This window comes from Conyzicola nivalis (genome assembly GCF_040548875.1).
GTDB lineage: Bacteria > Actinomycetota > Actinomycetes > Actinomycetales > Microbacteriaceae > Conyzicola > Conyzicola nivalis_A.
The window spans coordinates 1092643-1114770 of the sequence record NZ_JBEPSJ010000001.1; the positions used below are offsets into that span (position 1 = coordinate 1092643).

18 protein-coding genes are annotated in these 22128 nt (G+C 60.1%); 15 read left to right on the forward strand and 3 right to left on the reverse strand.

All coding sequences use genetic code 11. The features are described from left to right. Positions 1 to 83 precede the first annotated feature (83 nt). The 6 genes from ABIE21_RS05320 to ABIE21_RS05345 are packed head-to-tail and all read left to right on the forward strand — an operon-like array spanning position 84 to position 5261. Positions 84 to 1073 (forward strand): Gfo/Idh/MocA family protein, encoded by a 990-nt coding sequence (locus ABIE21_RS05320; protein WP_354023729.1) that lies wholly within the window; start codon positions 84 to 86, stop codon positions 1071 to 1073. Then, a complete protein-coding gene (locus tag ABIE21_RS05325; RefSeq protein ID WP_354023730.1) occupies positions 1066 to 2061 on the forward strand; it encodes a LacI family DNA-binding transcriptional regulator in 996 nt (331 codons plus the stop codon). Before ABIE21_RS05320 ends, ABIE21_RS05325 begins: the two co-directional genes overlap by 8 nt. Further along, positions 2058 to 2621 (forward strand): VOC family protein, encoded by a 564-nt coding sequence (locus ABIE21_RS05330; protein WP_354023731.1) that lies wholly within the window; start codon positions 2058 to 2060, stop codon positions 2619 to 2621. The genes ABIE21_RS05325 and ABIE21_RS05330 overlap by 4 nt, the downstream gene beginning before the upstream one ends. Continuing rightward, the gene (locus ABIE21_RS05335) at positions 2618 to 3538 is read left to right on the forward strand and encodes a sugar phosphate isomerase/epimerase family protein (RefSeq protein ID WP_354023732.1); all 921 of its coding nucleotides are present in this window, start codon (positions 2618 to 2620) and stop codon (positions 3536 to 3538) included. The genes ABIE21_RS05330 and ABIE21_RS05335 overlap by 4 nt, the downstream gene beginning before the upstream one ends. Further along, the gene (locus ABIE21_RS05340; protein ID WP_354023733.1) at positions 3535 to 4515 is read left to right on the forward strand and encodes a Gfo/Idh/MocA family protein; all 981 of its coding nucleotides are present in this window, start codon (positions 3535 to 3537) and stop codon (positions 4513 to 4515) included. Before ABIE21_RS05335 ends, ABIE21_RS05340 begins: the two co-directional genes overlap by 4 nt. Beyond that, a complete protein-coding gene (locus ABIE21_RS05345) occupies positions 4491 to 5261 on the forward strand; it encodes an SDR family NAD(P)-dependent oxidoreductase (RefSeq protein ID WP_354023734.1) in 771 nt (256 codons plus the stop codon). The genes ABIE21_RS05340 and ABIE21_RS05345 overlap by 25 nt, the downstream gene beginning before the upstream one ends. Before the next feature lie 391 nt (positions 5262 to 5652). Here the strand turns inward: ABIE21_RS05345 and ABIE21_RS05350 are convergent, their stop codons facing one another. After that, positions 5653 to 6909, reverse strand: a complete 1257-nt coding sequence (locus ABIE21_RS05350) for a site-specific integrase (RefSeq protein ID WP_354023735.1) — start codon at positions 6907 to 6909, stop codon at positions 5653 to 5655. Between the two features lie 237 nt (positions 6910 to 7146). Between ABIE21_RS05350 and ABIE21_RS05355 the strand changes: the two genes are divergently transcribed. The 7 genes from ABIE21_RS05355 to ABIE21_RS05385 all read left to right on the forward strand — a co-directional run bounded on the left by ABIE21_RS05355 (position 7147) and on the right by ABIE21_RS05385 (position 13673). Next, entirely contained in the window at positions 7147 to 7386 is a 240-nt protein-coding gene (locus tag ABIE21_RS05355) for a helix-turn-helix transcriptional regulator (protein WP_354023736.1), read from the forward strand. A gap of 609 nt (positions 7387 to 7995) precedes the next feature. After that, entirely contained in the window at positions 7996 to 9441 is a 1446-nt protein-coding gene (locus ABIE21_RS05360; protein WP_354023737.1) for a DNA primase family protein, read from the forward strand. A 20-nt stretch (positions 9442 to 9461) separates the two neighbouring features. Continuing rightward, positions 9462 to 9782 (forward strand): hypothetical protein, encoded by a 321-nt coding sequence (locus tag ABIE21_RS05365; RefSeq protein WP_354023738.1) that lies wholly within the window; start codon positions 9462 to 9464, stop codon positions 9780 to 9782. Positions 9783 to 10017: 235 nt separating this feature from the next. Beyond that, a complete protein-coding gene (locus ABIE21_RS05370) occupies positions 10018 to 10407 on the forward strand; it encodes a hypothetical protein (protein WP_354023739.1) in 390 nt (129 codons plus the stop codon). Next, complete coding sequence (locus ABIE21_RS05375; RefSeq protein ID WP_354023740.1) at positions 10404 to 11777, forward strand: relaxase/mobilization nuclease domain-containing protein; 1374 nt, start codon at positions 10404 to 10406, stop codon at positions 11775 to 11777. Before ABIE21_RS05370 ends, ABIE21_RS05375 begins: the two co-directional genes overlap by 4 nt. Before the next feature lie 355 nt (positions 11778 to 12132). Further along, on the forward strand, positions 12133 to 12789 hold the full coding sequence (locus ABIE21_RS05380) for a hypothetical protein (protein ID WP_354023741.1): 657 nt from the start codon (positions 12133 to 12135) through the stop codon (positions 12787 to 12789). Next, the gene (locus tag ABIE21_RS05385) at positions 12786 to 13673 is read left to right on the forward strand and encodes a metallophosphoesterase (protein ID WP_354023742.1); all 888 of its coding nucleotides are present in this window, start codon (positions 12786 to 12788) and stop codon (positions 13671 to 13673) included. Before ABIE21_RS05380 ends, ABIE21_RS05385 begins: the two co-directional genes overlap by 4 nt. Before the next feature lie 142 nt (positions 13674 to 13815). Here ABIE21_RS05385 and ABIE21_RS05390 read toward each other — a convergent pair whose 3' ends face one another. Together ABIE21_RS05390 and ABIE21_RS05395 are read right to left on the reverse strand one after the other, a co-directional pair. Next, on the reverse strand, positions 13816 to 14664 hold the full coding sequence (locus ABIE21_RS05390; protein ID WP_354023743.1) for a hypothetical protein: 849 nt from the start codon (positions 14662 to 14664) through the stop codon (positions 13816 to 13818). Between the two features lie 353 nt (positions 14665 to 15017). Then, positions 15018 to 15746 (reverse strand): DUF6998 domain-containing protein, encoded by a 729-nt coding sequence (locus ABIE21_RS05395; RefSeq protein WP_354023744.1) that lies wholly within the window; start codon positions 15744 to 15746, stop codon positions 15018 to 15020. A gap of 93 nt (positions 15747 to 15839) precedes the next feature. Between ABIE21_RS05395 and ABIE21_RS05400 the strand changes: the two genes are divergently transcribed. Both ABIE21_RS05400 and ABIE21_RS05405 read left to right on the forward strand, forming a co-directional pair. Then, positions 15840 to 19097, forward strand: a complete 3258-nt coding sequence (locus tag ABIE21_RS05400; RefSeq protein ID WP_354023745.1) for a helicase-related protein — start codon at positions 15840 to 15842, stop codon at positions 19095 to 19097. Beyond that, the gene (locus ABIE21_RS05405; RefSeq protein ID WP_354023746.1) at positions 19094 to 21883 is read left to right on the forward strand and encodes a class I SAM-dependent DNA methyltransferase; all 2790 of its coding nucleotides are present in this window, start codon (positions 19094 to 19096) and stop codon (positions 21881 to 21883) included. Before ABIE21_RS05400 ends, ABIE21_RS05405 begins: the two co-directional genes overlap by 4 nt. The last annotated feature ends 245 nt before the right edge of the window (positions 21884 to 22128 follow it).

The window sequence follows — 22128 nt, forward strand, 5'->3', positions numbered from 1 at the left end:
GTCTTTTGCAATCGATCTCAGCAACCGATCTCATTCGAGGCCAGGTGCGGCTGGGTTCAACTCAGAGCAGAGGAGTCGGCAGCGTGACGCATCCCCCATCCGGCCCTCGGCCCACTGCTGTGGTTCTGGGCGCATCGCATTGGCATGCACTTCTCTATCGGGCCGGACTAGCTCGCCGGTTCCGGGTGCTGGCTATGCAGGACCAACGTCCTGATGCCGTGCGCGGGTTCGCTGAATCTCTCGGCATCACCCCCACCGCAAGCGTTCATGACGCCCTGGAACATGACGATATCGACGTGGTTTTCGTCTTCAGCCCTCACCACGAGATGCTCGAGGTCGGTCGGAATCTCATCGACCGAGGCATCCCGTTCGTCATCGAGAAGCCCGGCGGCATGAGCCTCGAACAGCTGAAGACGTTGGAAGGAGAGGCTCACGCCGCGGGCGTGCCGGCGACCATCCCCCTCGTACAACGAGACGCCCCCATCGACACCTGGCTTCGCAGGTCCGGAGACATCGTCTACGAACGGATGGCCTTCGTGGCCGGCCCACCCAACCGGTATGAGCAGAACGGAAATCCGTGGATGCTCGACCCCGCCCTCTCGGGTGGAGGCAGCCTCATGAACCTCGGTCCGCATTTCGTCGACATGGCCATCCGCCACATCGGGCATCCCGCCGAGGTCATCCGCAAGAAATCCACCGCCCTCCATGACGAGCGAGTCGACGATCACGCCACGATGATCCTGACTACCACCACGGGACGCGAAGCCATCGTCGAGGTCGGCTATGCGTTCCCCGACTCACCGCTGAAACGGTATTGCAGCTTTACCGCTGCCGGAACGAACGGTTTCGCGACCGTCGACACGAATGGCAGCGCCTCCTTCACCGATCGCTCAGGCGTGACGACCACTGCAGTCCTCGAGGTGGACAGCGACCCTCTCTACGACGTGTTCGTCGATGGCGTCGCAGACACGCTGTCTAGCGGGTTCACGGGCATGCCGACATTGACGGAACTGATGGAGACGATGAAGATCATCTGGTCGACGGAGCAAACGGGGGCGCGCGTTCATGGCTGAAATCAGCATCGATGACGTAGCGGACGCGGCGGGTGTTCACCGATCGACCGTGTCCCGGGCGTTCTCCAGGCCGAGCGCGGTGCGGACGGCGACCAGAGAGCACGTGCTCCGCATCGCAGCCGAGCTGGGCTACTCGATGAATCCGCTGGCACAAGCGCTCCGACGTGGATCCAGCAATCTGGTCCCCCTGATCGTTCCCGATATCACGAACCCGTTCTTCGCCGAGCTCGCACGAACGACCACGGCGGCGGCCGAAGCTCACGGATATCAGTTGATGCTGTGCATCACCGATGGCGATACCGGGCAGACCGCCGACTACGTGACTTCCATGCATTCCATGTTCTCCCCCTTCGGCATCGTCGCTCCATCCACTCGCGTAGATCTCGAGGCGCTCCGTCGGTACGCGTTCCAGAACAGGGTCGTCGTCATCGACCGGGTCGAAGACGATCCGTCAGTCCCCACTGTCACCGTCGACAGCGCACACGGTGTGGATCTCGCAGTCGACCATCTCTTTGAGCTGGGGCACCGGAGGATCGCGTACGCCCCCGGGATCGTGGGAACCTATACGGCGCAGGACAGATGGGACGCGTACGGTCGCGCCGCCGAACGCCACGGGATCCTGCCCGTCATCCTGGAAGCGGCGCCCGGGGTCGAACTGGGTCCGGGGATCGTCGACCACTTGTTGAGTGAGTCTGTTCGTCCGTCAGCGATCATCGCCTCCAACGACCTCATCGCTTTCGCAATCATCTCCGAGCTCGGGACACGCGGATTGACCGTTCCTGGCGACGTGTCCGTCATCGGGTTCGACGGTCTCGACCTCGGCGCCCATTTCAACCCCCGTCTCACCAGCGTGCGGCAGCCCATCGCCGACCTCGGCCGCATCGCCATCGAGCTCGGCGAATCCCTCATCGCAGGTGCGCCACCCGACCACGTCGTCCTCGAGCCGTCACTCCTCATCCGCTCCTCCACCCAGAAATTCGCCTCATGAACCAGAATTCCCGCCACCTACCGGGTCTGCAGTATGTGGACCACGTGGCCTTCACCGTGCCCGACCTCGACGCCGCCGCCCGCCTCTTCACAGAGCTCCTCGGGGCCGAGGAGCTCTACCGATCGACCCGCGGTCCTGACGCCGCCGTCATGCCGGAGCACTTCGGGGTTCCCGAAGACGCCCATCTGGAATTGCGGATGTTCCGGCTTCCACCCAACCTCAACGTCGAACTCTTCCAGTGGTGGAGCGCAGACCGCTCTCCCGTGTTCCCCCGCGCGAGCGACGCCGGAGGGCACCACCTTTGCTTCGTCGTCGACGACGTCGACGACGTCGTCGCGACCATCGCAGGACTCGACGGCATCGACATCCTGGGCACCCGCAAGGAAGTCGCCGGGGACAGCCCCGCTGTAGCAGGCAACCGCTGGGTGTACGCCCGGACCTCGTGGGGGCTCATCCTCGAGTTCGTGGATCGCTCCCGTGTCGCCGACCCCCCACACCTCGTCGGGCCTCACGACTGGCACATGACATCGACCACTCAGCCTTCGGAGGCAACCGCATGAGAATCGCAGGACACACTCTCGGCACCCCAGACCAGACCGTGATCGGGGCCCTTCAGCTTTTCGCCCGCGCCGGCCTCGACGCAGCCGAAGTGATCTACCAGAACGACTACACGAGCGGTCTGCCCATTGGGGACAGTGCAGCAGCAGAAGCAGCGGCGCGCGTCGCTGACAGTGAAGGCATTCCGATCATCGGGCTCACCCCGTACACGACGGCCATCAACTCCACCGACGAGAGTGTTCGCCGAGCAGCCGTGGACGAATTGAGGTCCGCCATCGACATCGCGCACATCGTCGGCGCGAACCGCGTCCGCGTCTACTCTGGCTCCTGGCAGCCGGACAACCCGGACCACGCCGCGCACTGGGGGCAACTCGTACGGTCGTTCGAGGAGCTCTCGGTTCCGGCCTCAGCCGCCGGCGTCATCCTCTGCGCGGAGAATCACTTCGGAACGATGACGCAGACCGCACGCGACACCGCCGCGCTGGTACGGGCCGTCGATTCGCGGTCGGTCCGGGTTCTATACGACCAGGCCAACCTCACCTTCACCCACGATGAAGACGTCGACGCCGCCTTCGACGTGCAGGGCGACCTCATCGGCCACGTGCACGTCAAAGACCTCGTCTTCAAGGATCCCGACGCGCCGTTCATCGCCTCGGAGACGGCACGAGTCCACGCCGACGAACGCGCTGTCAGTTCTCGAGTCGTGGGCGACGGCTCGATCCCCTGGGCCAAGGCGCTCCGGCGTCTCCATGAGGTCGGCTACGACGACGTGCTCTCTCTCGAATACGAGTACCGATGGCACCCCCAGGATCTGGAGCGCCCCGAGATCGGATTCCGTCGCGGCGCCGAACACATTCGCCTCCTGCTCTCGCAGCTCGAACCGACCACGACCGGCCAGGACGCCGAGGTTGTCTCGTGACAGCGCTGAGAGTCGGTGTCGTGGGTGCCGGCAACATCGCGACCATCGCCCAGCTGCCGACGCTGGTACAGCGCGACGACGTCGCGTTGCGTGCCCTCGTCTCGCGGCGGGAAGACCCGAGCGCGCTCCAACGCCGATGGGGCTTCGACAGCGTCTACCGAACAGTCGACGACATGCTGGGCGCCGAAGAACTCGACGCCGTCTTCGTGCTCACACCACGCTCCGAGCACGTCGCAGCCGTCGAAAGCGCTCTCCGCGCCGGCGTCGACGTCTTCTGCGAGAAGCCCTTGGCCACCTCCACCGCCGACTCGATCCGCCTCGCACAGCTGGCCGACGACAATGATCGGATTCTGATGGTCGGGCTCAACCGGCGGTTCGCCCCCGTCTACGTCGAGGCACGCGAAGCCTTCGGAGCATCCGGGGCATCGTTCTGCATCGCGCAGAAGAACCGCGCGGGAACCGAATACCGGGCCACCTTCGAGAACGCCATCCACATGGTCGATCTGCTCCGCTGGTTCTGCGGCGGGGACGTCGTCGACGTCACCAGCGCCGCGGCCGGTACGAACCCGTGGGAGGAGGAGGGCACGGCCGCCCTCATCCGGTTCTCCACGGGAAACACGGGTCTGCTCGTCGCAGCCCGCGCAGCCGGCGCCTGGGGAGAGAAACTCGACGCCTACGGCCAGATGCGGTCCGCCGAGGTCATCGCCCCCGACACCGTCGCGATCACGGCCGACGGCGTGCGGACCGTTCGTTCGATGAGCCCCGAGGCGTTCGGATGGGCCACCGCAACGGAGACCTTCGGATTCGCGAACGCCGTCAGACATTTCCTGGACCGCGTACAAGACCGGCAGCAACCGCTCACGTCGGGCTGGGAAGCAGTCAAAACCCAACAGCTACTCGACCAGATCCTCGCTGCAGCAGGCCTGCCCACCGAGGAACAGGAAGGACGAACATGGTCCAGCAAAGCAGTGCAGTAAGTCCTTCGACGGAACAGGTTTCCCTAATCACTGGCTCCAGCGGCGGAATCGGAACGGCCGTCGTTGCTGCACTGCAGGAGCGCGGTGACATCGTTATCGGGGCGGACCGGACGCGCCTCGACGGGCAGGACCTCGCCGGCTTCTACGAGCTAGACGTCACCGACGCGCAACAGACCAGCGATATGGTCCGTCAGGTCGTGGAGGATTTTGGCCGCATCGACGTCCTTGTGCATTCCGCGGGGGTACTAGGCGGAACCCCGGATCCGCTCGTTACCACTACCGAAGAATTCGAGAACGTCATGCGCATCAATGCAACGGGGACGTTCACCATTACTCGCGAGGTCGCGAACCTCATGCGGGACCGCGGCACTAAGGGAACAATCTTGCTGCTGTCCTCGGTCGCAGCCAAGGAAGCACGAGTTGATTACCTGCCGTACAACGCGAGCAAGGTCGCCGTCTTGCACATCATGTGGTCCATGGCCAAAATCCTCGGACCGGCTGGCATTTCCGTCAACGCCGTCAACCCGGGCCCGGTGAACACACCTCTATGGGCGCAGCTCGCCGACCAGTCCGGCTCTGCACAGGCAGCACGTGACGCTCGCGCGGCGCAGTTGCCCATGCAGCGGTTTGCCGAACCGGCCGAAGTCGCCAGCGCAATCAGCTTCCTCACCGATCCGAGCAACCGGTACATAACCGGAGTGTCTCTTGATGTCGCCGGTGGAGCTCACCTCGGTATGGGGTCCTGAGCTACTACTCGTTACAACGGTGGGTAGATTTGCTGATCATCGGAGACGACGTGCGAATGGCGCATCCCGGATCGCGACCCGAGGCCGACCGTGCTTCTTGCTGGGCCGACCTCGGATGGGCGGTGCCGGACGGGGATACGTCATGCGCGGAAGGTTGGAGGTGGCGAAGGCCGGTACCTGGAAGAAACCCCGGTCAGACCGTCGTTCCAGTAGGGCGGACGGGACTTGAACCCGTGACCGACGGATTATGAACAGTCACTGCTGAAACAACAGCTCAACGGCGCTGTTTTTGCTCGTACATCAGCGAAATCAGCCGCTCGCTACTCCCTCTGGATACCTCGCCATACCCCGCTTTACTGACTCTAGAACGGAGTCTTGAGCGGAGTGCGATTTACTCGCGCTCACGCAGGCTGCGAGCTGCCGAGAGCATTTCAGAGGTGTCGGTCAGGTCCGTGTACGAGGCGCGGTTGACCGCAGCATCGTGACCAAAGTAGGCCGCGCGAACCACTTCAGAAACCTTGCCAAGCAGCATTGAATTCAGCGTCGAACGCCATACGTGTGTTCGCGCGGTGAGTAGTAACGGGATGTCGAGCGCATCGGCTATTTCTACATAGAGCTTCGCCACCTCACCACCGCAATTTCGACGATCCCAAAGCGCTGCTGGGTCAGCCGGCGAACCAATTACGTACGCCTCCCGATCTTGAACAGAGTCTTCACGAGTCAAGAGCCGCTCCGCGACCCGCGCGTCGAGAACGGGAACACGTCGCGGCCGGTGCGTCTTGGAGATGTCAGCGGTCACGGTCACATGGATGTCGTCGGACTCATCGATCTCCATGTGACGCGCCCAGGTGATTGCGTTCGCTTCCGAAACCCTGAGCCCAGTGGCGGCTTGCAGGAGCGTGAGGTCGATGACGTTGCGACGCTTTGCGATCGTGTCATCGAGAGACCAGCGGCCGCGCCGAGGCTTCGACTGCCCCTCTGTAGGGTCGACCGCGAGTAGATAATCCAGCACGGCGTAGTACTGATTCCTTGTCAGCGCCTGTCCGCCCCGCGCGGACACGTTCGGCTTAGCGTTGGATTTGAGATCGATCGACATTCCTGACAGCGGGTTTCCAGCAATGAGCTCGTCACGGATCAGTTGCTGGAGCACGTACTTCGAGAGCACGGTTCGTGCTTGCTTGGCACTCTCCGCACCGTGAAGCTGCGCGATCTCTCGAAGGCATCCCTCGAGCACGCGAAAACGCGTCCCAGAGCTTACGGAGTGGGCCTTCAGCGAGTGAGCATGCTTGTGGTCTTTGCAATCTCCCGTCAGCTGGCTCAGCACGATGAGATAGCGGTCGCGGCTGTTGGATCTCAATTGAGCGTCTTTGATCGCCGGCCTGGAGACCTGCTTGAGATAGTCGCCAAGAAGTGAAGTGGTCTTCCATGTACCGCCGCCAGTAGCGAGCAGCTCGTCTGCGGCAAGCTTGGCTCGCAGCCGGACTTGGCCCTTCGTCGCACCTTGGGAACGTTTGGTAACCAGCGGGCCCGCCTGAAGGCGCACGGACCAATCAAGCAACCATAGGTCGCCACGCTTGCGCGGAGTTGCGCGGTCGATCGAATGGTGGCCCGGTTCGAGTCGGGTCGTCGCTGCACGCTGTGTGGTCACGGGATGAACGTAGTTTGTATTGCGGTTCAAAACAAACGCGCACGGGACCTTGCGGTACGCAATTAGATGCTGTGGTACGTTTCTGCCAGCCCAAAAAATATAAGGGTAAGAATCTGGTGAGCAGGTAGCACTGGAATCGACGAGTGGACATGCACCGCCGGTGCACGACCGCCATAGAGCCGCTAATGGGCTCGGCGGATTCGGTCCCTCGAAAGCACTAGCTTTCGAGGTTGACCCATGCCCGGTAGGATTCCCCGCTCCACATCGATAGATCAGCCTCTCGCGCAGGTTGCCGGCCTGCCCAGCCTCGCGGCCGCCGCATATATCGGCGTAGCGCAGCAGACGCTCGCCAACTGGCGCGTTCGCGGCGAGGGACCTCCCTACGCAAAGCTCGGGCGATCGCGGACGAGAATCGTCTATCGGATCGCCGACCTCGATCGCTACCTTGCTGACCACATGGTCGGCGCCGCCCGATGACCGCCGCATCGCGCACGACGCGAGCATCCTGGTACGACCGGCACGCCTTCGGCGCGCAAGAAAGCTTCAGTTCCGCAGGCCTCCGGCCTGCGGGCATGCTCGCTGGTGATGGGGGTGACAAGCCAGCTCAATCGCAGGAGTATATTCGGTGCCCCCTGCAGCGACCGATGCGCTTCTCACCCCGCCGAGTGACGTTAGTGACGTTCTATACCCGAACTTCTCTACTTCTTATTGATCAACTTTTTGGTTTTGAAAAGTCGAAGGTAGGAACGTCACAAACGTCACTGGGATTCGTTTCGACAGTGATCGCCGGTAGCCGAGCGCAGCTCGCTTCTTCGCCTCGTCATTCAGCAGCCATGCGCCCTGAACAACTCTTGACGGGCGAGCCCCATCTTGCGAGCTCCTCGCGGCGAGCGAGCCGCCTGGTCGGGGTGGTAGTGGCCTACGCGGAGGAGAAGACAACACTCGTTCTGCCGACAGCGCTGCGTGATTTCGTGGCGACGCAAGCCGCCGTCCCTTAAAGACCGATTCAGCCACCCACAACTCGACCAATAAAAAGGCCCCGGCGCTGAAGACGCCGAGGCCGCTGAATCATCACGAAAGACGATCATGAACAACGACAAAAGTTTAACCCAGCAGGTCACCATTAGCGAACTTCACAGCAGGTTCGCGCAGCTGCACCAGAACCAGGCTCAGATTGCCCACGAGTTCGCCGCTGATCACAACGGGCGCCTTATGAACGTAATCGGCATGGGGTGGAAGTCATTCGACGGGACCCGATGGGTCGCGGACACCGGATTGGCTCAGGCGGCTTTGCTGTCGACGTTGCGCCGCATGAGGGTCAAGGGGAAGGGCATGGCCGCAGCGGCTCGCGCTAGCAACAGCGAATCCTTGGCTCAGGAAGCGAAGGCGCTGTTAAACCTCGTGAAGGCGTGTGAGAGCGCGAGCGGAATCGCCGGCGTACTCACCATCGCGTCGCGTCTCGAGGGCATGACCGCGACGATCGATCAGCTCGATGCAAACCCTCACCTCCTCAACATGCCTAATGGCACGCTCGATCTAAAGACGAAAGAGCTGCGGCCCCACGATCCGACGGACCTGATCACGAAGATCACAAAGGGCTCCTACGATCCTGCGAATCCGGGGCGTTCAACGGAATGGGACAGCTTCCTCAAAACGGTGCTGCCCGACGCTGATCTGCGGGGCTTCTTTCAACGGATCGGCGGACTTACGCTCGTCGGCGAGATTCTCGAGCACATCTTCACTATTGCGACTGGCACCGGTCGCAACGGCAAGGGAGTGGCTTACGGCGCACTCATGAATGCCCTCGGCGACTACGCGGCCGTAGCCGAAGACGGCCTCTTCGAAGTTCAGCGCGGCAGCAACGCTCAAGGCGCATCCCCGGGACTTGCAAAGCTCCGGGGGGTGCGCTTCCTGGTTGCCTCTGAGCTGGATGAGCGCGCACGGATCGCAGCAGCATTTATGAAGCGCATGACGGGCGGTGACCGAATCACTGCCCGCCAGCTCTATGGTGCGCCGTTCGAGTTCACCCCCGCCTTCACCATCCTGATGATCACGAACTACCTGCCGAAGCTTCCTGCGAATGACCCAGCGACCTGGGCACGCGTTCGGGTGATTCCGTTTGAGGTGGTGATTCCGAAGGACCAGCAGGATCCGCTGTTGGGGTCAAAACTTGCCGCAGCCGCCGACGCGGTGATCGCTTGGGCAGTAGAAGGACTTCTCGACTACCAGACGGGTGGTCTGGGAGAACCGGCGAGCGTCGAGTCGGCAACACAGGCCTACGCGGATTCCCAGGACGACATTCGGCGGTTTGTGGAAGCGAAGTGCAACGACAGTCCAACGAATGGCGGCGATACAACCACCGAGCTGCTGGGGGCTTATCAGGCTTGGGCCGCGGAGGAAGGGATTCACCAAGCGCACGTGCTGGGCCGGACAAAGTTCGGCGAGGCTTTGGACAACCTCGGCTACCACGTCGTCCGCAGCAACCGCGGCGCGGTCCGCCCCAGTCTGGCCGTCGGCGACAGCGATTCGTAACCGGAAGAAAGGAGCAAATAATGAGCACCATTGAAGAAGAGATTGCTGCAGTCAAGGTGAGCGCGCAGAAGAAGCTGCGCCGTCTGCGTGAGCGCGAACGGAAGGAACAGCTCGCCCTCGACCTGCGGGTAGTTGAGCTGTTGCGTAAACGGAATCCCGGAGCCTACGAAGAGTTGCGGGTGCAGGCTCGAGCGCAGATCGGCGCCCAGGCCGCGGTTCGCGCCGAGCGGGCTCGGCGCGCTCCCCGCTCCCCCGTTGTTGGCGAGCCTGGTGATTCGACCGTCTACGTCGAATCATTCGCCATTCACAGCGAGCAGGGAGCGGCGGGTGCTCTGCGATGAGCGTTGAGCGCTACGCGCGAGGCGAGTGCCCGGGCGCATCAGCGCCCGGGCACGGAGCCGAGCCTCGGGTTTGGGGTTCGAAGGGGAAGGGCAAGGCCCTCCCCCTCGCAAGCGACCGAGAGGCCGACAAGCGAAGCGGTGTCGGACGAATGGTCTGCTTGCCTTCTTTGGATCCAGCCCGTTCAAGTGCTGCCACATGCGAGCTGTCTCCATGAGTGGTGCAGCTGCGAGACAGATGGCACCCGCGACACGTCACCATCGAATTGACACGCGATTCAGCGAGTCCGAGCTTGCGATGGTCGAGCGGGTGGCGCGACGCAACGGGCTCGCACCTTCGGCGTTCGTGCGGGGCGCAGCTTGCGATGCCGCGAACGCACTGGAGGGGAGGCCGCCCGTTGAGCAAAATCGCCCTGCATTGTCCGCGGCGACGCTGACTGCAGCCCAACTCGCCATCATCGACGCTGCACGCATCGAAGTGAAGCGCATCGGGGTCAACCTGAACCAGCTCGTGCGTGCGTCGCATCAGGGTGACTTCGACTTGGGCGCGCTTACTCCCGTGATCGAAGCTCTTGTCGTAGAAGTAGTTCGGGCGATCAGCCTGCTCGGCGGTAAGGGGCAGCCGTGAGCATCACCGACGTGAAGGCTGACTACGACATCCGTGCAAGCGCAGAGTACCTAGTCCTCGGTGTCGGGACGAAGAGGAAAGGTCATCTTGCTTCTGGCACAAACCGTCTCGTACCCGGCTTCTATTGCGATGCTCCGGGCATCAATGAGTTCGTCGCACTAGGCAACGATCTGGCCAAGCAGCACGGCCGGAAAGTCAAAGCGCAGAGCTATGTTCTTTCTTTCTCCCCCGACGAATTCGACGCAAGCAAGCCTGCCGATCTGCAACGCGTCGGCGACGCGGGATTCCTGCTGGCGAAAAAGATGCATCCGAATTCACCTTGCCTTGTCGTCGTGCACGCGGACGGAAAGGGGCGCGCAGCGCACGCTCACATAAAGGTGTTGAATCACGACAACGCGACGGGCAAGGCGCTGCGTGCTTACCGCGTTCACTGGCAAGTGAAACGAGCTAACGATGAGCTGATGCGAGATTTAGGCATGAACGTGCTCCAAGCGAAACCGAAGCCGCCGGCTGATTCCTGGGTGTCTAGACGGCCCGACCTTCCACAATTCGAACGGTCGCTCGGAGACATTTGCGCCGAGGCGAAGGACGCCGCGTTGGCATCTATTCGCGCAACCCCAACTCCGACTATGGATGTATTCACAGCGCAGTTCGGCTTAGCCTGCCGTGCGCGCGGTGTCGAGCTCGTTGTCGATGAGTTCAAAGTCAAAAGCGATAAACGTCGCGGCAGCAGATTAGATGACGTTTCCAAAGGCTTCACTTTCAAGATGCGAGACGAGTACTCGCCAAAGCGCCGGATGCGTCGCCGCAAAGCCTCAGCGCTTTCGTCCGAGTTCACGTACGACAAGCTGGCCGCGACCCTTGCCGAGAGGGAATCCAGTCCGCGTCAGACGAGCTTCGCGCCGATCGCGCCTGTACACAAGCCAAGAGTTCTTCGCCTAGTGGATCCCAGTCCCAGTCTCAATAAATTCGAGCCCAAGACGTCTACTCTTCAGCGAGACGACCACCCAGCTGCCGTTCGCGATAGCCATGCTAATCCGATTCTTGCTCGCGATGAGGCACCTCACGCTCCGCGACTGACAAAGGACGCTGATTCGGCCATATTGCTTACTCACACCAGATCCCAGGAGGTCGGCACGATCGGCAGCTTCGAGACCCCTCGCCCCGTCAACGACATCGCGGACAGGCTGGTGTCGGTCAACGAACGCAATCGACGTTTGGGAGTGCCGCTGGTGTCGCGCGAACACGTCGAAGCCCGTGAGGCAACTTCACCTGCTCTGCGAAAGCGGAAACTGGAACATCCTGAATTGTTCGGAGACTCCCTCTCCACTGGCAAGCTTCACGAGGCGCAGGACGGATTAGCAGATTGATCTGCTTGACGCGATTCGCCTTGATAGTTCGCATTACACCGGGGCGACTCATGGTTGTCGCTAACACGCGCGTCGGCTCCAGACCAAAGAAGACAAGCCTTTCTTGCCTTGTTCGTCTTGCCTTGTTTGCCTTGTTTGCCGGCATTGCGCGCGCATGCAGATGAGCCAGGGTATTCCTGCTGAGCAGCATTCCGAATCTGACAATGATCTTCGAATTGAATTCGAAGATCCAGCGTCCTCCGCCATCACCAATGCTCGTAAACGAGCAGACGACGACCTGCCGAGACGTCGAGAGACCTCGATGCGTGATCCAGTCCGCCAGCGGCGAGGCTGCAGAACCGCTAGCGTGCAGCTCATGAACCGTTCCCCGCACGCTTCAAACAGCACCGATCATCCTCACGGCTCGAAGCTTTCATGCGAGACTCTGCGCTTGTTCGGCGATGCCATCGAGCATCTCGGTGGCGACTCGGAGTACATAGTACGAGCTCTCACGGAGATGCTCACTGCGATGAAACCGGTCGCCCCGAGCGAACTCACTAAGCACCACGTGCGCTTTCTCATTGAGTCGGGAAAGTTCACAGCCGAAACCCTGGCCGAGACACAAAAAGGAATTCAACGGGGGTCACTGCAGCTGGGCGCAGCCGAAGCTTGGTTGTCGCAAATCCAAACCACGATGTCGCTCGAGGACACAATCGGGTACTTGGAGTGGGACGAGATCGAAGTGCGCGCTGCGATTGTTGAACACCGTCTGTATGCAATAGAGGTGTCCGATCGTCTGCGCTTTCCGTCATGGCAGTTCAACGTGGGGTCGCCGGAGAAACTCATCCCTGGACTATCGGAGGTCATCGAAGTCGTGTTGCCGCGATGGCCATGGCAGAGCGTCTCTGGGTTCATGAGCACCCCGCAGTCGAGTCTCATTGCCAAAGGGCGTAAGACACCGGTCGCTTGGCTATGCGACGGCGGCGACATTGCCGCGGTCCGACAGATCGTTGAGTCGGACGATTGGTGGTGATCTCACAACGAATGGGCGTCGCAAGCGAAGAGACGTACGTCGCCATCGCGGGCGACTGGCACTCGAATATCAACTGGGTCGGCATTGCCATCCCGTCAATCGCTCGAGATGCCCCGGGCGTGAAGACAATCCTACATCTCGGCGACTTCGGGATTGGGACCGGAGCGCGCGACCGCAAGTTCCTCGAAGCAGTCGACTATTGGTGCGCCAAAGCCGGCATCTCGAGAGTCCTCGTCACACCGGGCAATCACGAGGACTGGGCCAGGCTCGAAAACGCATTCGCGGCGCAGCCAGGTGTGCCGGTTTCACTCAGTTCAATCGTCGCGGTGCTCCCCCGCGGTTACAGGTTCGACATTGGGACCAGAACGTTCATGTCGTTCGGCGGAGCCGCTTCCGTCGACTTTGAAATGCGGCTGGCAGGAGTGAACTGGTTCTCTCGTGAGATGCCGACACAGAAGGACGTCGACCTTGCAGTCAGAGACGGCTCGGCCGATGTCCTGCTCACCCACGAGACCATCGATGGCGGCACCTCGGCGACAGAAACAATTCTGAACCGCAACCCGTTGGGCTTCAGCCCGGATGCCCTTGACTATTCGAGGCAGTCACGTGCGCTGGTAACGGGGGTCTGGAAGGCCATCTCCCCGACATTGCTATTCCACGGGCATATGCACGCGGCAGACGAGATAGCACTTTCATCTGGGCAGCGAGTCATCTCACTGGGCCGGGACGGCCAGACGAGGAATCTAGGACTGCTCGAACTGGCGACACTGGATTGGCAGTGGCTCGAGGCTGCGCCAGTCGCCGCGCCCGTCCGACGGACGCGGGACTGGGAAACGCAATTTCTGATCCGTCCATCCGATGAGATGGGCGGCGAAGGATCATGACTATCGCGGCACAGCCGCCCCGGTCAGAATCATTTGCGGACGATGTCTTTTTCGCGACGAACGACCGAATAGCGAGTCCGGCGATGGGTGCGACACCAGGCTGCATCTTCGTCGAGCTGCACAAAAAATTAGCGCGAGGCTCTCAGAGAGGGTGAACTACTCGCGTTGTCGACTCTAGATAGCCGTCATCCCGAATTGAGACGGTGCGCTTTGACCCAACTGCGTCCGACCACACGTGCCCGGGTTCTGCGAGCCTACTGAGTTGTGCAACGATGTCGCTATCCGTCGCACCCGACGGACCGGCGAACATCAGAGCTTGCATTCTCGCAACATGAAGAGTGTCGGATTCATCAAAGTATGCCGATGAGTCGGTTGAAAGCTCACGTATCGAACGACGGGCTACGAAGAGGTTGTCGTGTGACCCTTCCAGCAAACTGATTAGGGCTGATCCGGTGCCGCTTGGCGCCAGAGACTTTCCGGCCACGCTCCCACCGATCTTGTTCCAAGACGGGAGCTCACCACGATCGAGAACGGAGGTCTCGATAAGTTGTCCTTCGAGCAGGGCGATGGAGCGTCGGGCGTCAACGTCATAGTCGAACTCGCTAGACCAATCCACGATTGTCGAACCGAAGGTCTTTTTCACTCTGGATATATTCGCTTGATGTAGCGGCGACTGGACGAAGGCCGAATACCCGAGAAGCGGGTGCGTACGAAACCACGCGTCGATGTCTGAGAACTTTGAAGAACCATCCTTCACTGGAATGATCCCGTTGTGCTGCGCAAATCTCGTCGCTAAATCTGTAGCGAGCCCAAGGTAGCGCAAAGGATGACTCGATGACGCGTCTCGTTGCGATGTTGGATCGTAGAACGCATAGACCCCGCTGCTCGACCATCCGATGCCGTCGGTCGGCGAAGCGAGGTCCTCGATCGCGGCTCGAACCTCTTCCGCCTCGTCTCGCCCGAAAACGTCCCAGATAACTGTTCCAAACATTTCTCAATTCTGGCATACGAAGGCAACGCAGAGAGCCGCGGCCCGCGTTACGTCAAAGGATCGTCTGCCTTCTGTGACCGCGCTAGGCCCGCTGATTTCTTCGCGAAATAGTCGCTCGCTGCGGCAGAGATGCTCGTGATTGAACTACCGCCGCGAACGCATGGCTCTCTGAATAGTCTGTGCGCGCCGCCGCGTTTCTCCTGAGCCGGTCCACCTTCTGTGGAGAGTGTCGAGCTCTCGGTTTATTGTCCAAACCTGGCACTCGAAGGGTCAGCGTCACACCCTCATCTACCTATTGGCAGAGATCCACCGTGATGCGATTTCCGAATCAACCTACAGGTGACCGCGCGCGCCTACTCAGCACCTTGAATCAAGATTTCGCGCCATGCGCGATCAAAGTCGACTGTCCGATCGATTCCGTAAGTGCTTGACGCTCGAATCTGGCCGACACGGACCACCGTTCCGTTGGTATGTTCGCGATGGCGCCCGTGCGCGCGCACATCAGCCGCACTCCACTCGCGTGCTGCGACGACCGACCCTGCATCGCTATCAATCAAAATGAAGGCACAGACGTCGAAGTCGAACGATCGTACTGGCGAGAAGACGGCCGAGGGACTCGTGGTTGGCCGGATGAGTCGGACTTTCACCTGCACCTTGCCCCCATCGGCAGCAATCAAGTCATAAGACTTTTCCGAATTCGGCGCGAGCAGTCCGTCATAGACAACGGCCGCGCAATACTCCGCGAGATCACCTATCGGCGCATTGTTGGTGCGAACCATTCCGCGATTCTTAAGTTCAGATAGAACGTTGCTGTATGTAGAGAGCAACTCGCCAACGCTCAAAGCAAGGAACGGGCGTTCGACAATGGTCTCCTTCGGCGGGTTCTCGCGGGTCTGTACCGAGCTGTCTGAATGTGCGAACTTAGACCTGATTTCCGCGACCTGTTCCGCCGCGAGCACCCACGGAGAGCCCTTCTCGACCGGATGCCTCCAATTGTGCTTGCGCATCCAAGACCGGATTCGCTTCGGGTGTATACCCATCTGGGACGCAAGTTCAGTAACGGTCAAATAGTCGTTGATCATGACTGAACGGTAGCGTCAGCCTGGGGAAGATACGAGGAGACCTACGCCTTACTCGAACATGCATCATCTTCTTCGATGAGCGAAGATGAGCCTATGACTCGAATCTTCGACAACATCGATGAGCGCCTGGGCGATCAGCTTCAGCTCACATTCGCCGCTTTCGATCGAATGGACGTTGCAGTTGGATACTTCAACCTTCGAGGTTGGAAGATCTTCGACGAGCTCGTGCGTGACAAGCCTCTTGTCGGCACCCCTGTAGTACGGATTCTCATCGGCATGGTCGCCACCGGACCTCAGGATGAAGCGCTCGAGGAGCTCCAGGCGTCTGTCGACGGCCTCCCCCGCCCTGACGCCGACCCGGCGATCGCCCGGGAGCGAAAGACTCAGCTGCTCGAGCAACTGAGGGTGCAGCTCATGCGCGGTCTGCCGACATCGACCGACAGGGCGACCCTGGGGTCCCTGCGGACGCTGCTGGCCGACGGTGTGATTGAGATCAAGGTCTTCACGCGCCGTCCGCTCCACGGAAAGACCTACGTCTTCCACCGCCAAGACGTCACAAACCCCATTACCGGCTATGTTGGCTCCTCCAATCTGACTGCGCCGGGGCTCACCCATAACCTCGAACTAAACGTCGACGTCGTCGACAGCGCTGGAGCCAAAGACCTTGCCAACTGGTTCGACGCACGCTGGGATGACAGATTCAGTAGACCCGTCACCACTGAGATCCTCGATCTTTTAGATGAATCATGGGCCACAGTGGAACCCAGGAAGCCCTACGAGATTTTCCTCAAAGTCTGTTACGACCTCTCCCGCGACGTCCGGGAAGGACTCGCCGAGTACTCCGTCCCCTCGGAAATCGAAGAGAAACTCCTCGAATATCAGGCGACCGCTGTGCGAACCCTCGCGCGCCGGATCATCACCCGCCGTGGGACGATGCTGGGCGACGTCGTAGGCCTAGGTAAGACGCTCACCGGCATAGCCGTCGCACTGATGCTCCGCGATGAGCACGGCTACATGCCACTCATCATCTGTCCACGGAACCTTGTCTCGATGTGGGAGCAGCACCTCGAGGCGTACGACCTTCACGGTCGCGTCGTGCCCTACAGCATGGCCCACTCAGTTCTCCCAGACCTGCGCCGATACGCGTTCGTCATTGTCGATGAGTCGCACACCCTGCGCAACGATTCCCGGCAGGACTACCGCGCGATCCAGGACTATATCCAGCGCAACGATAGCCGCGTCCTGCTGCTGACGGCGACACCGTACAACCTCCGCTTTACCGATGTCGCCAACCAGCTGGCCCTCTACATCGACGAGGATGAAGACCTCGGGATATCGCCGACCAACGCGCTCCGCCTCGACCCCAAGCTCTACGACAAAGTTGATGGCAAGATCACCACCCTCGCCGCATTCCGCCGCTCCGACGACCCCGACGATTGGAAACGGCTCATGGGCGAGCACCTCGTCAGACGGACTCGCTCGTTCATTAAGAACAACTACTCGTTGGAGGCTGAGGACGGTAGCAAGTATCTCGAGTTTTCCGACGGAACTAGATTCACGTTCCCCGTCCGTCGGGCCCGACCCATCGAGCACTCCTTCGGCGCCAACGACCCGGCATCGATCATGGCCAACGACCAAACCCTAGACACATTGCGAAACCTCACCCTGCCTCGCTACGACATGGGCGCGTTCCTCGCCCGCGGTATCACCCTCAGCGAGCACGAGAAGGAGTACGTAGAGAACCTCGCCCGCGGCCGCGGCAACGTCGCCGGCTTCGTCCGAACGACCTTCTACAAGCGCCTCTCCTCCTGTGGGCACTCGTTCACGTTGTCGCTCCGCCGGCACATCGCTCGCAACGAGCTCTTCGCCTACGCTATCGAACAAGGGCTCTCCATCCCGACTGGCACCATCGTCGATAACAACCTCCTCGACGACAACGACCCCACCGAATCCGAGTTGGACACGGCCGAGCACCTCGGCGAAGACCCCAGCCGCCGGTACGAGGCTCTGACAGCCGCAAACCCCGTAGGCGTCTCCTGGGTCCGCCCAGAACTCTTCACACCCGCACTTGCCGGAGCTCTCGCGGCAGACACAGAGGCGCTCCGAGGGCTCCTCGATTCCTACGGCACGTGGTCACCCGCTGTGGACTCGAAACTGGCCGCGCTGATCGACCTCGTGCAGGAAAAACACCCGAACGAAAAGATCTTGGTCTTCACTGAATATAAAGACACCGCCAACTACATCGCCTCCGCGCTGCACGCCGAGGGAATCCCTGCCGTCGGCGTCGCTTCCGGAGACAGCGACGACCCCACCGGATTGGCCCGCCGGTTCTCCCCGATCTCGAATGCTCTCCCGAATATGGAGATTGACTCCGGTGGAGGAGAACTCCGCGTCCTCGTTTCCACCGACGTACTTAGCGAAGGCCAGAACCTTCAAGATGCCCATATCGTCGTCAACTACGACTTGCCTTGGGCTATCATCCGACTAATCCAACGCGCCGGCCGAGTCGACCGGGTCGGGCAGAAATCCGACCACGTACTCATCTACTCGTTCTTCCACGAGTCCGTCGACGCGGTTCTTTCCCTCCGCCAGCGCATCGCAGACCGGCTCACGGCAAACGCGGAAGCCTTCGGTTCCGACGAGCAGTTTTTCGGCAGCACCGACGAGGTAAAGACGATCACGGATCTCTACAACGGCACAGTTGACGACACAGAGTCAGCCGAGGATGTCGACGCTTCCAGCCTTGCGTACCAGTACTGGCGAAACGCCGAGGCGCTCGACCCCGAGCTCACCGCGAAGGTGGCCGCGCTCCCGGACCTGGTCGACGCCACTAGGACCAAACGTGCCACCGACATTCAAGATGGTTTGCTTTGCTATGTCAGGACCGAGGCGGGTACAGACGGCTTCGGCTGGATCTCGCCAAACGAAGCTCCCCGCCTTCTAACCGGACTTGAGGCGCTGCGCGCGTTCGAAGCGACACCTAATGAACCCGGGCTGGAGCATCGACCTGACCACGAAGAGCTTCTCGGTGAACTAGTCAGAGGACCGCTCGCTACACCTAGCGCTGCGGCCGGCCGTTTACGAGGTGTGAGGCGCACTCTATGGCGACGACTCGGGGAGACCGTCTTCCACTACGACGCGGACACCGACGCAGCGCTCGACGCACTCTTTCAACACGCACTCACCGGCGAGGCAGATCGCCGCCTACGGAGGGCACTGCGCAACGGCACAAGCGACGAAGATCTCGCCTCACGAGTAGCCGCTCTGCACCGCGACGGTCGTCTGATAGTCGAATCGCGCAGTGGGAACGATCCAGTCCGAATCGTCAGCAGCATGGGAGTCCGCACATGAGCGACGCCCAGCTACTCGAACTCGTTGATCGGCGAGCATTTCGACGGCTCTTCATCGATGAGCTTGGATGGAACAACCCGGATCATGCAGACATGCATTTCGATGTCGAAGGTATCGAATACAACCTGACTCAAATCGCCGGCTACAAAGGTCTGAGAATCTGGTTCTGTCCCGAACTTCCTGCGCGTAGGGTCCAGCGCGTCCTAGACGAGTTAATTGGCCAAAACAGTCACGAGCGGTTGATTATTTTTGCTGACGATACTCATCAAGAGTGGCGCTGGCCGCGAAAAGCACAAATGGGCGCTGCTAACGCAAAACTGCTTGTTCATAGATACACTGCGGGGTTGCCAGACCAGCACATGGCCAACCGGTTAAACGCGATCGCGATCGATTTCGACGAAGACCTTTCCCTCATCGAATTGCTCAAAAGAGTCCGAATTGCGTTTGACGCCGAGGCGGAAGTCGCATCAGTTCAGGCTGCACGCCTCATGGGAGTGCTCTACAACGAACTCGAATCTGCCGGCACAACCGAACACGAAGCTACGTTGCTCCTGGCACGGCTGCTATTCCTTCTATTTGGCGACGACTCCGGGATGTGGACGCCGGACATGTTCGGCAACTTCGTAACCACGCAAACTGATGATGCCAATCTTGCTGCCCAGTTGAGTGAGCTGTTTAGAGTTCTTGACACAGACGAGAGAAAACGCACGCTAGATGCCGAGAGCCCGCTTGTCCCGTTCCGGTACATAAATGGAGGACTATTCGCCGATGAATCGACGATAGAGAAATTGACCAGCAATTTCCGCGACGCCTTGATCTCGGCTTGTGAGTTCGATTGGGGCATCATCTCCCCTGCTGTATTCGGATCGATGTTCCAAACAGTTAAAAACAAAGAGGACCGGCGGCGGGGTGGCGAGCATTACACAAGTGAACGCGACATTCTCAAGACTATTGGTCCGCTCTTCTTGGACGAGTATCGCTCGCGATTGGAAGAGAGTTGGACTGACAAAAAGAAGCTCTTGAAATTGCATAAGGATCTTGGAGACCTTCGGTTCTTGGACCCAGCGTGTGGTTGCGGCAACTTCTTGATCGTCACCTACCGCGAGCTACGTGCGCTGGAACTCGATCTTCTCAAGCAACTTCGAGAGGTCGACATCGCTGCGGGCGTCCAGTCAATCGCGAGCCGCGGTCAGCTTAGTTTCGACGTTACCGGTGATATCAAAGTCACTCTCGATCATTTCTACGGGATCGAACTCGAGGAATGGCCCGCGAGGATTGCCGAGACTGCGATGCTGCTCGTTGATCACCTTGCCAATCAACGGATGCAACAAGACTTCGGGCTGGCCCCTGATCGCCTGCCAATCATGATTGCCCCAACAATTGTTCATCACAACGCGCTGACTATGTCGTGGCAGGACGTCCTTCCCAGTTCCGATAACACTTTCGTATTCGGAAACCCGCCGTTTCTCGGAAAAGAGCAGCGAAGCGCAGAACAAACCGCACAGATGGCTGCTGTGTGGGGCAATCAATACTCAGGCGAGATGGATTTCGTGACGTCCTGGTTTATTGTTGCGGCTGAATATTTGCAGGGAACTAAGGGCCGCTTCGCTTTTGTCGCAACCAGTTCGATATCTCAAGGTGTCGTGGTGGCGCCCTTGTTCAGGCCCCTCCTCGCACTCGGCTGGCGGATACGTTTTGCCCATCGCTCTTTTATCTGGACGACTGAAGCCACCGGTGCCGCCGGCGTTCACTGCGTGATTGTCGGTTTCGACAAAGAGGGCTCAGCACCGCGCCTATTCGAATACGAGTCGGCCAGAGGAGTGCCCGTTGAAGTGCGAGAAGTCGAATCGATTAACGGCTACCTCGTTGCTTCTGAAGCTCTGTTCATCGATGAGAGGTCTCAACCGCTCAACTCCTCAATAGCGAGCAACATCCGGTTCGGCTCGATGGCTGCGGACGGTGGGGGTTTCTTCCTGACTGCCGAAGATGCTGAGGCGGCGCTGAAAAACACATCGGTCGCGCCGTACATTCGAAAGTTCGTCGGAGCCAGAGAATTGATTCACGGCACCGACAGGTGGTGCATTTGGATGCCAGACCGAGACGAATCAGCTATCGCTGGAAGTGCATTACTGACTAACCACATTGAGGCAGTTCACACCTTTAGAAGCGAAGCAAAAGATGCGAATGTTCGGAAAGACGCCGCTTCATCCCACAGGTTCCATCGGGTGAAGCAACCGACGACGAGCTATTTGTGCATTCCTCGACACTTCAGTGAAAATCGGGATTTTGCGACGGTCGCGTATTTGGACAACTTAACCATCGCGGGAGACGCAAACTTCACATCGCCAGACCCGGACGGATTCTTATTCGCTGTGATTAGCTCTCGGATGTTTATGACGTGGCAAAAGGCCGTGGGAGGCCGACTTCGGGCCGATCTAAGGTTTTCGAGCCGCTTGACTTGGAACAGCTACCCACTGCCGGAAATTTCGGTCGGGGTGCGGGCCGCGCTCTGCGATGCCGCTGCTGGAATTTTGTCGGCTAGAGCAGCTCACTCTGGAAGGAGCTTGGCTTACCTGTATTCACCCCTCACCATGCCTTCGGAACTCGTGGAGGCTCATGTCATCCTTGATAGCATCACGGACGCGCTTTTCGGCCTGAATCCGGAATCATCGTTGATCGACCGTCAGAAGCGGCTCTTCGACCTCTACGTCCGTATCTCTGAATCCAGCCAGCTCAGCATTCCAACCAATGTAAAGCCGCAACGAGTGACCTCTGTACGCCGCTGACCATGCTGCGCGACTCAAGTGAATTGTGGCTCGTCGATGCTGAGAATGCTGAAGTCTATAGTTGAACGTTTTGGGCTGACGGTTGACTCCAGGACATCGCCCGGCGGATGGTGTCTGCTAACGCCCGGGCGATGTCGTTTGCCGACTCGAAATTCGTCAAGGCATATGTGCGCCAAGCGGAGGCCCAACTTCAGCCGGCCTGCTGTAGGAATGACACATAAGACAAAAGCCCAACCGCAGGCGCA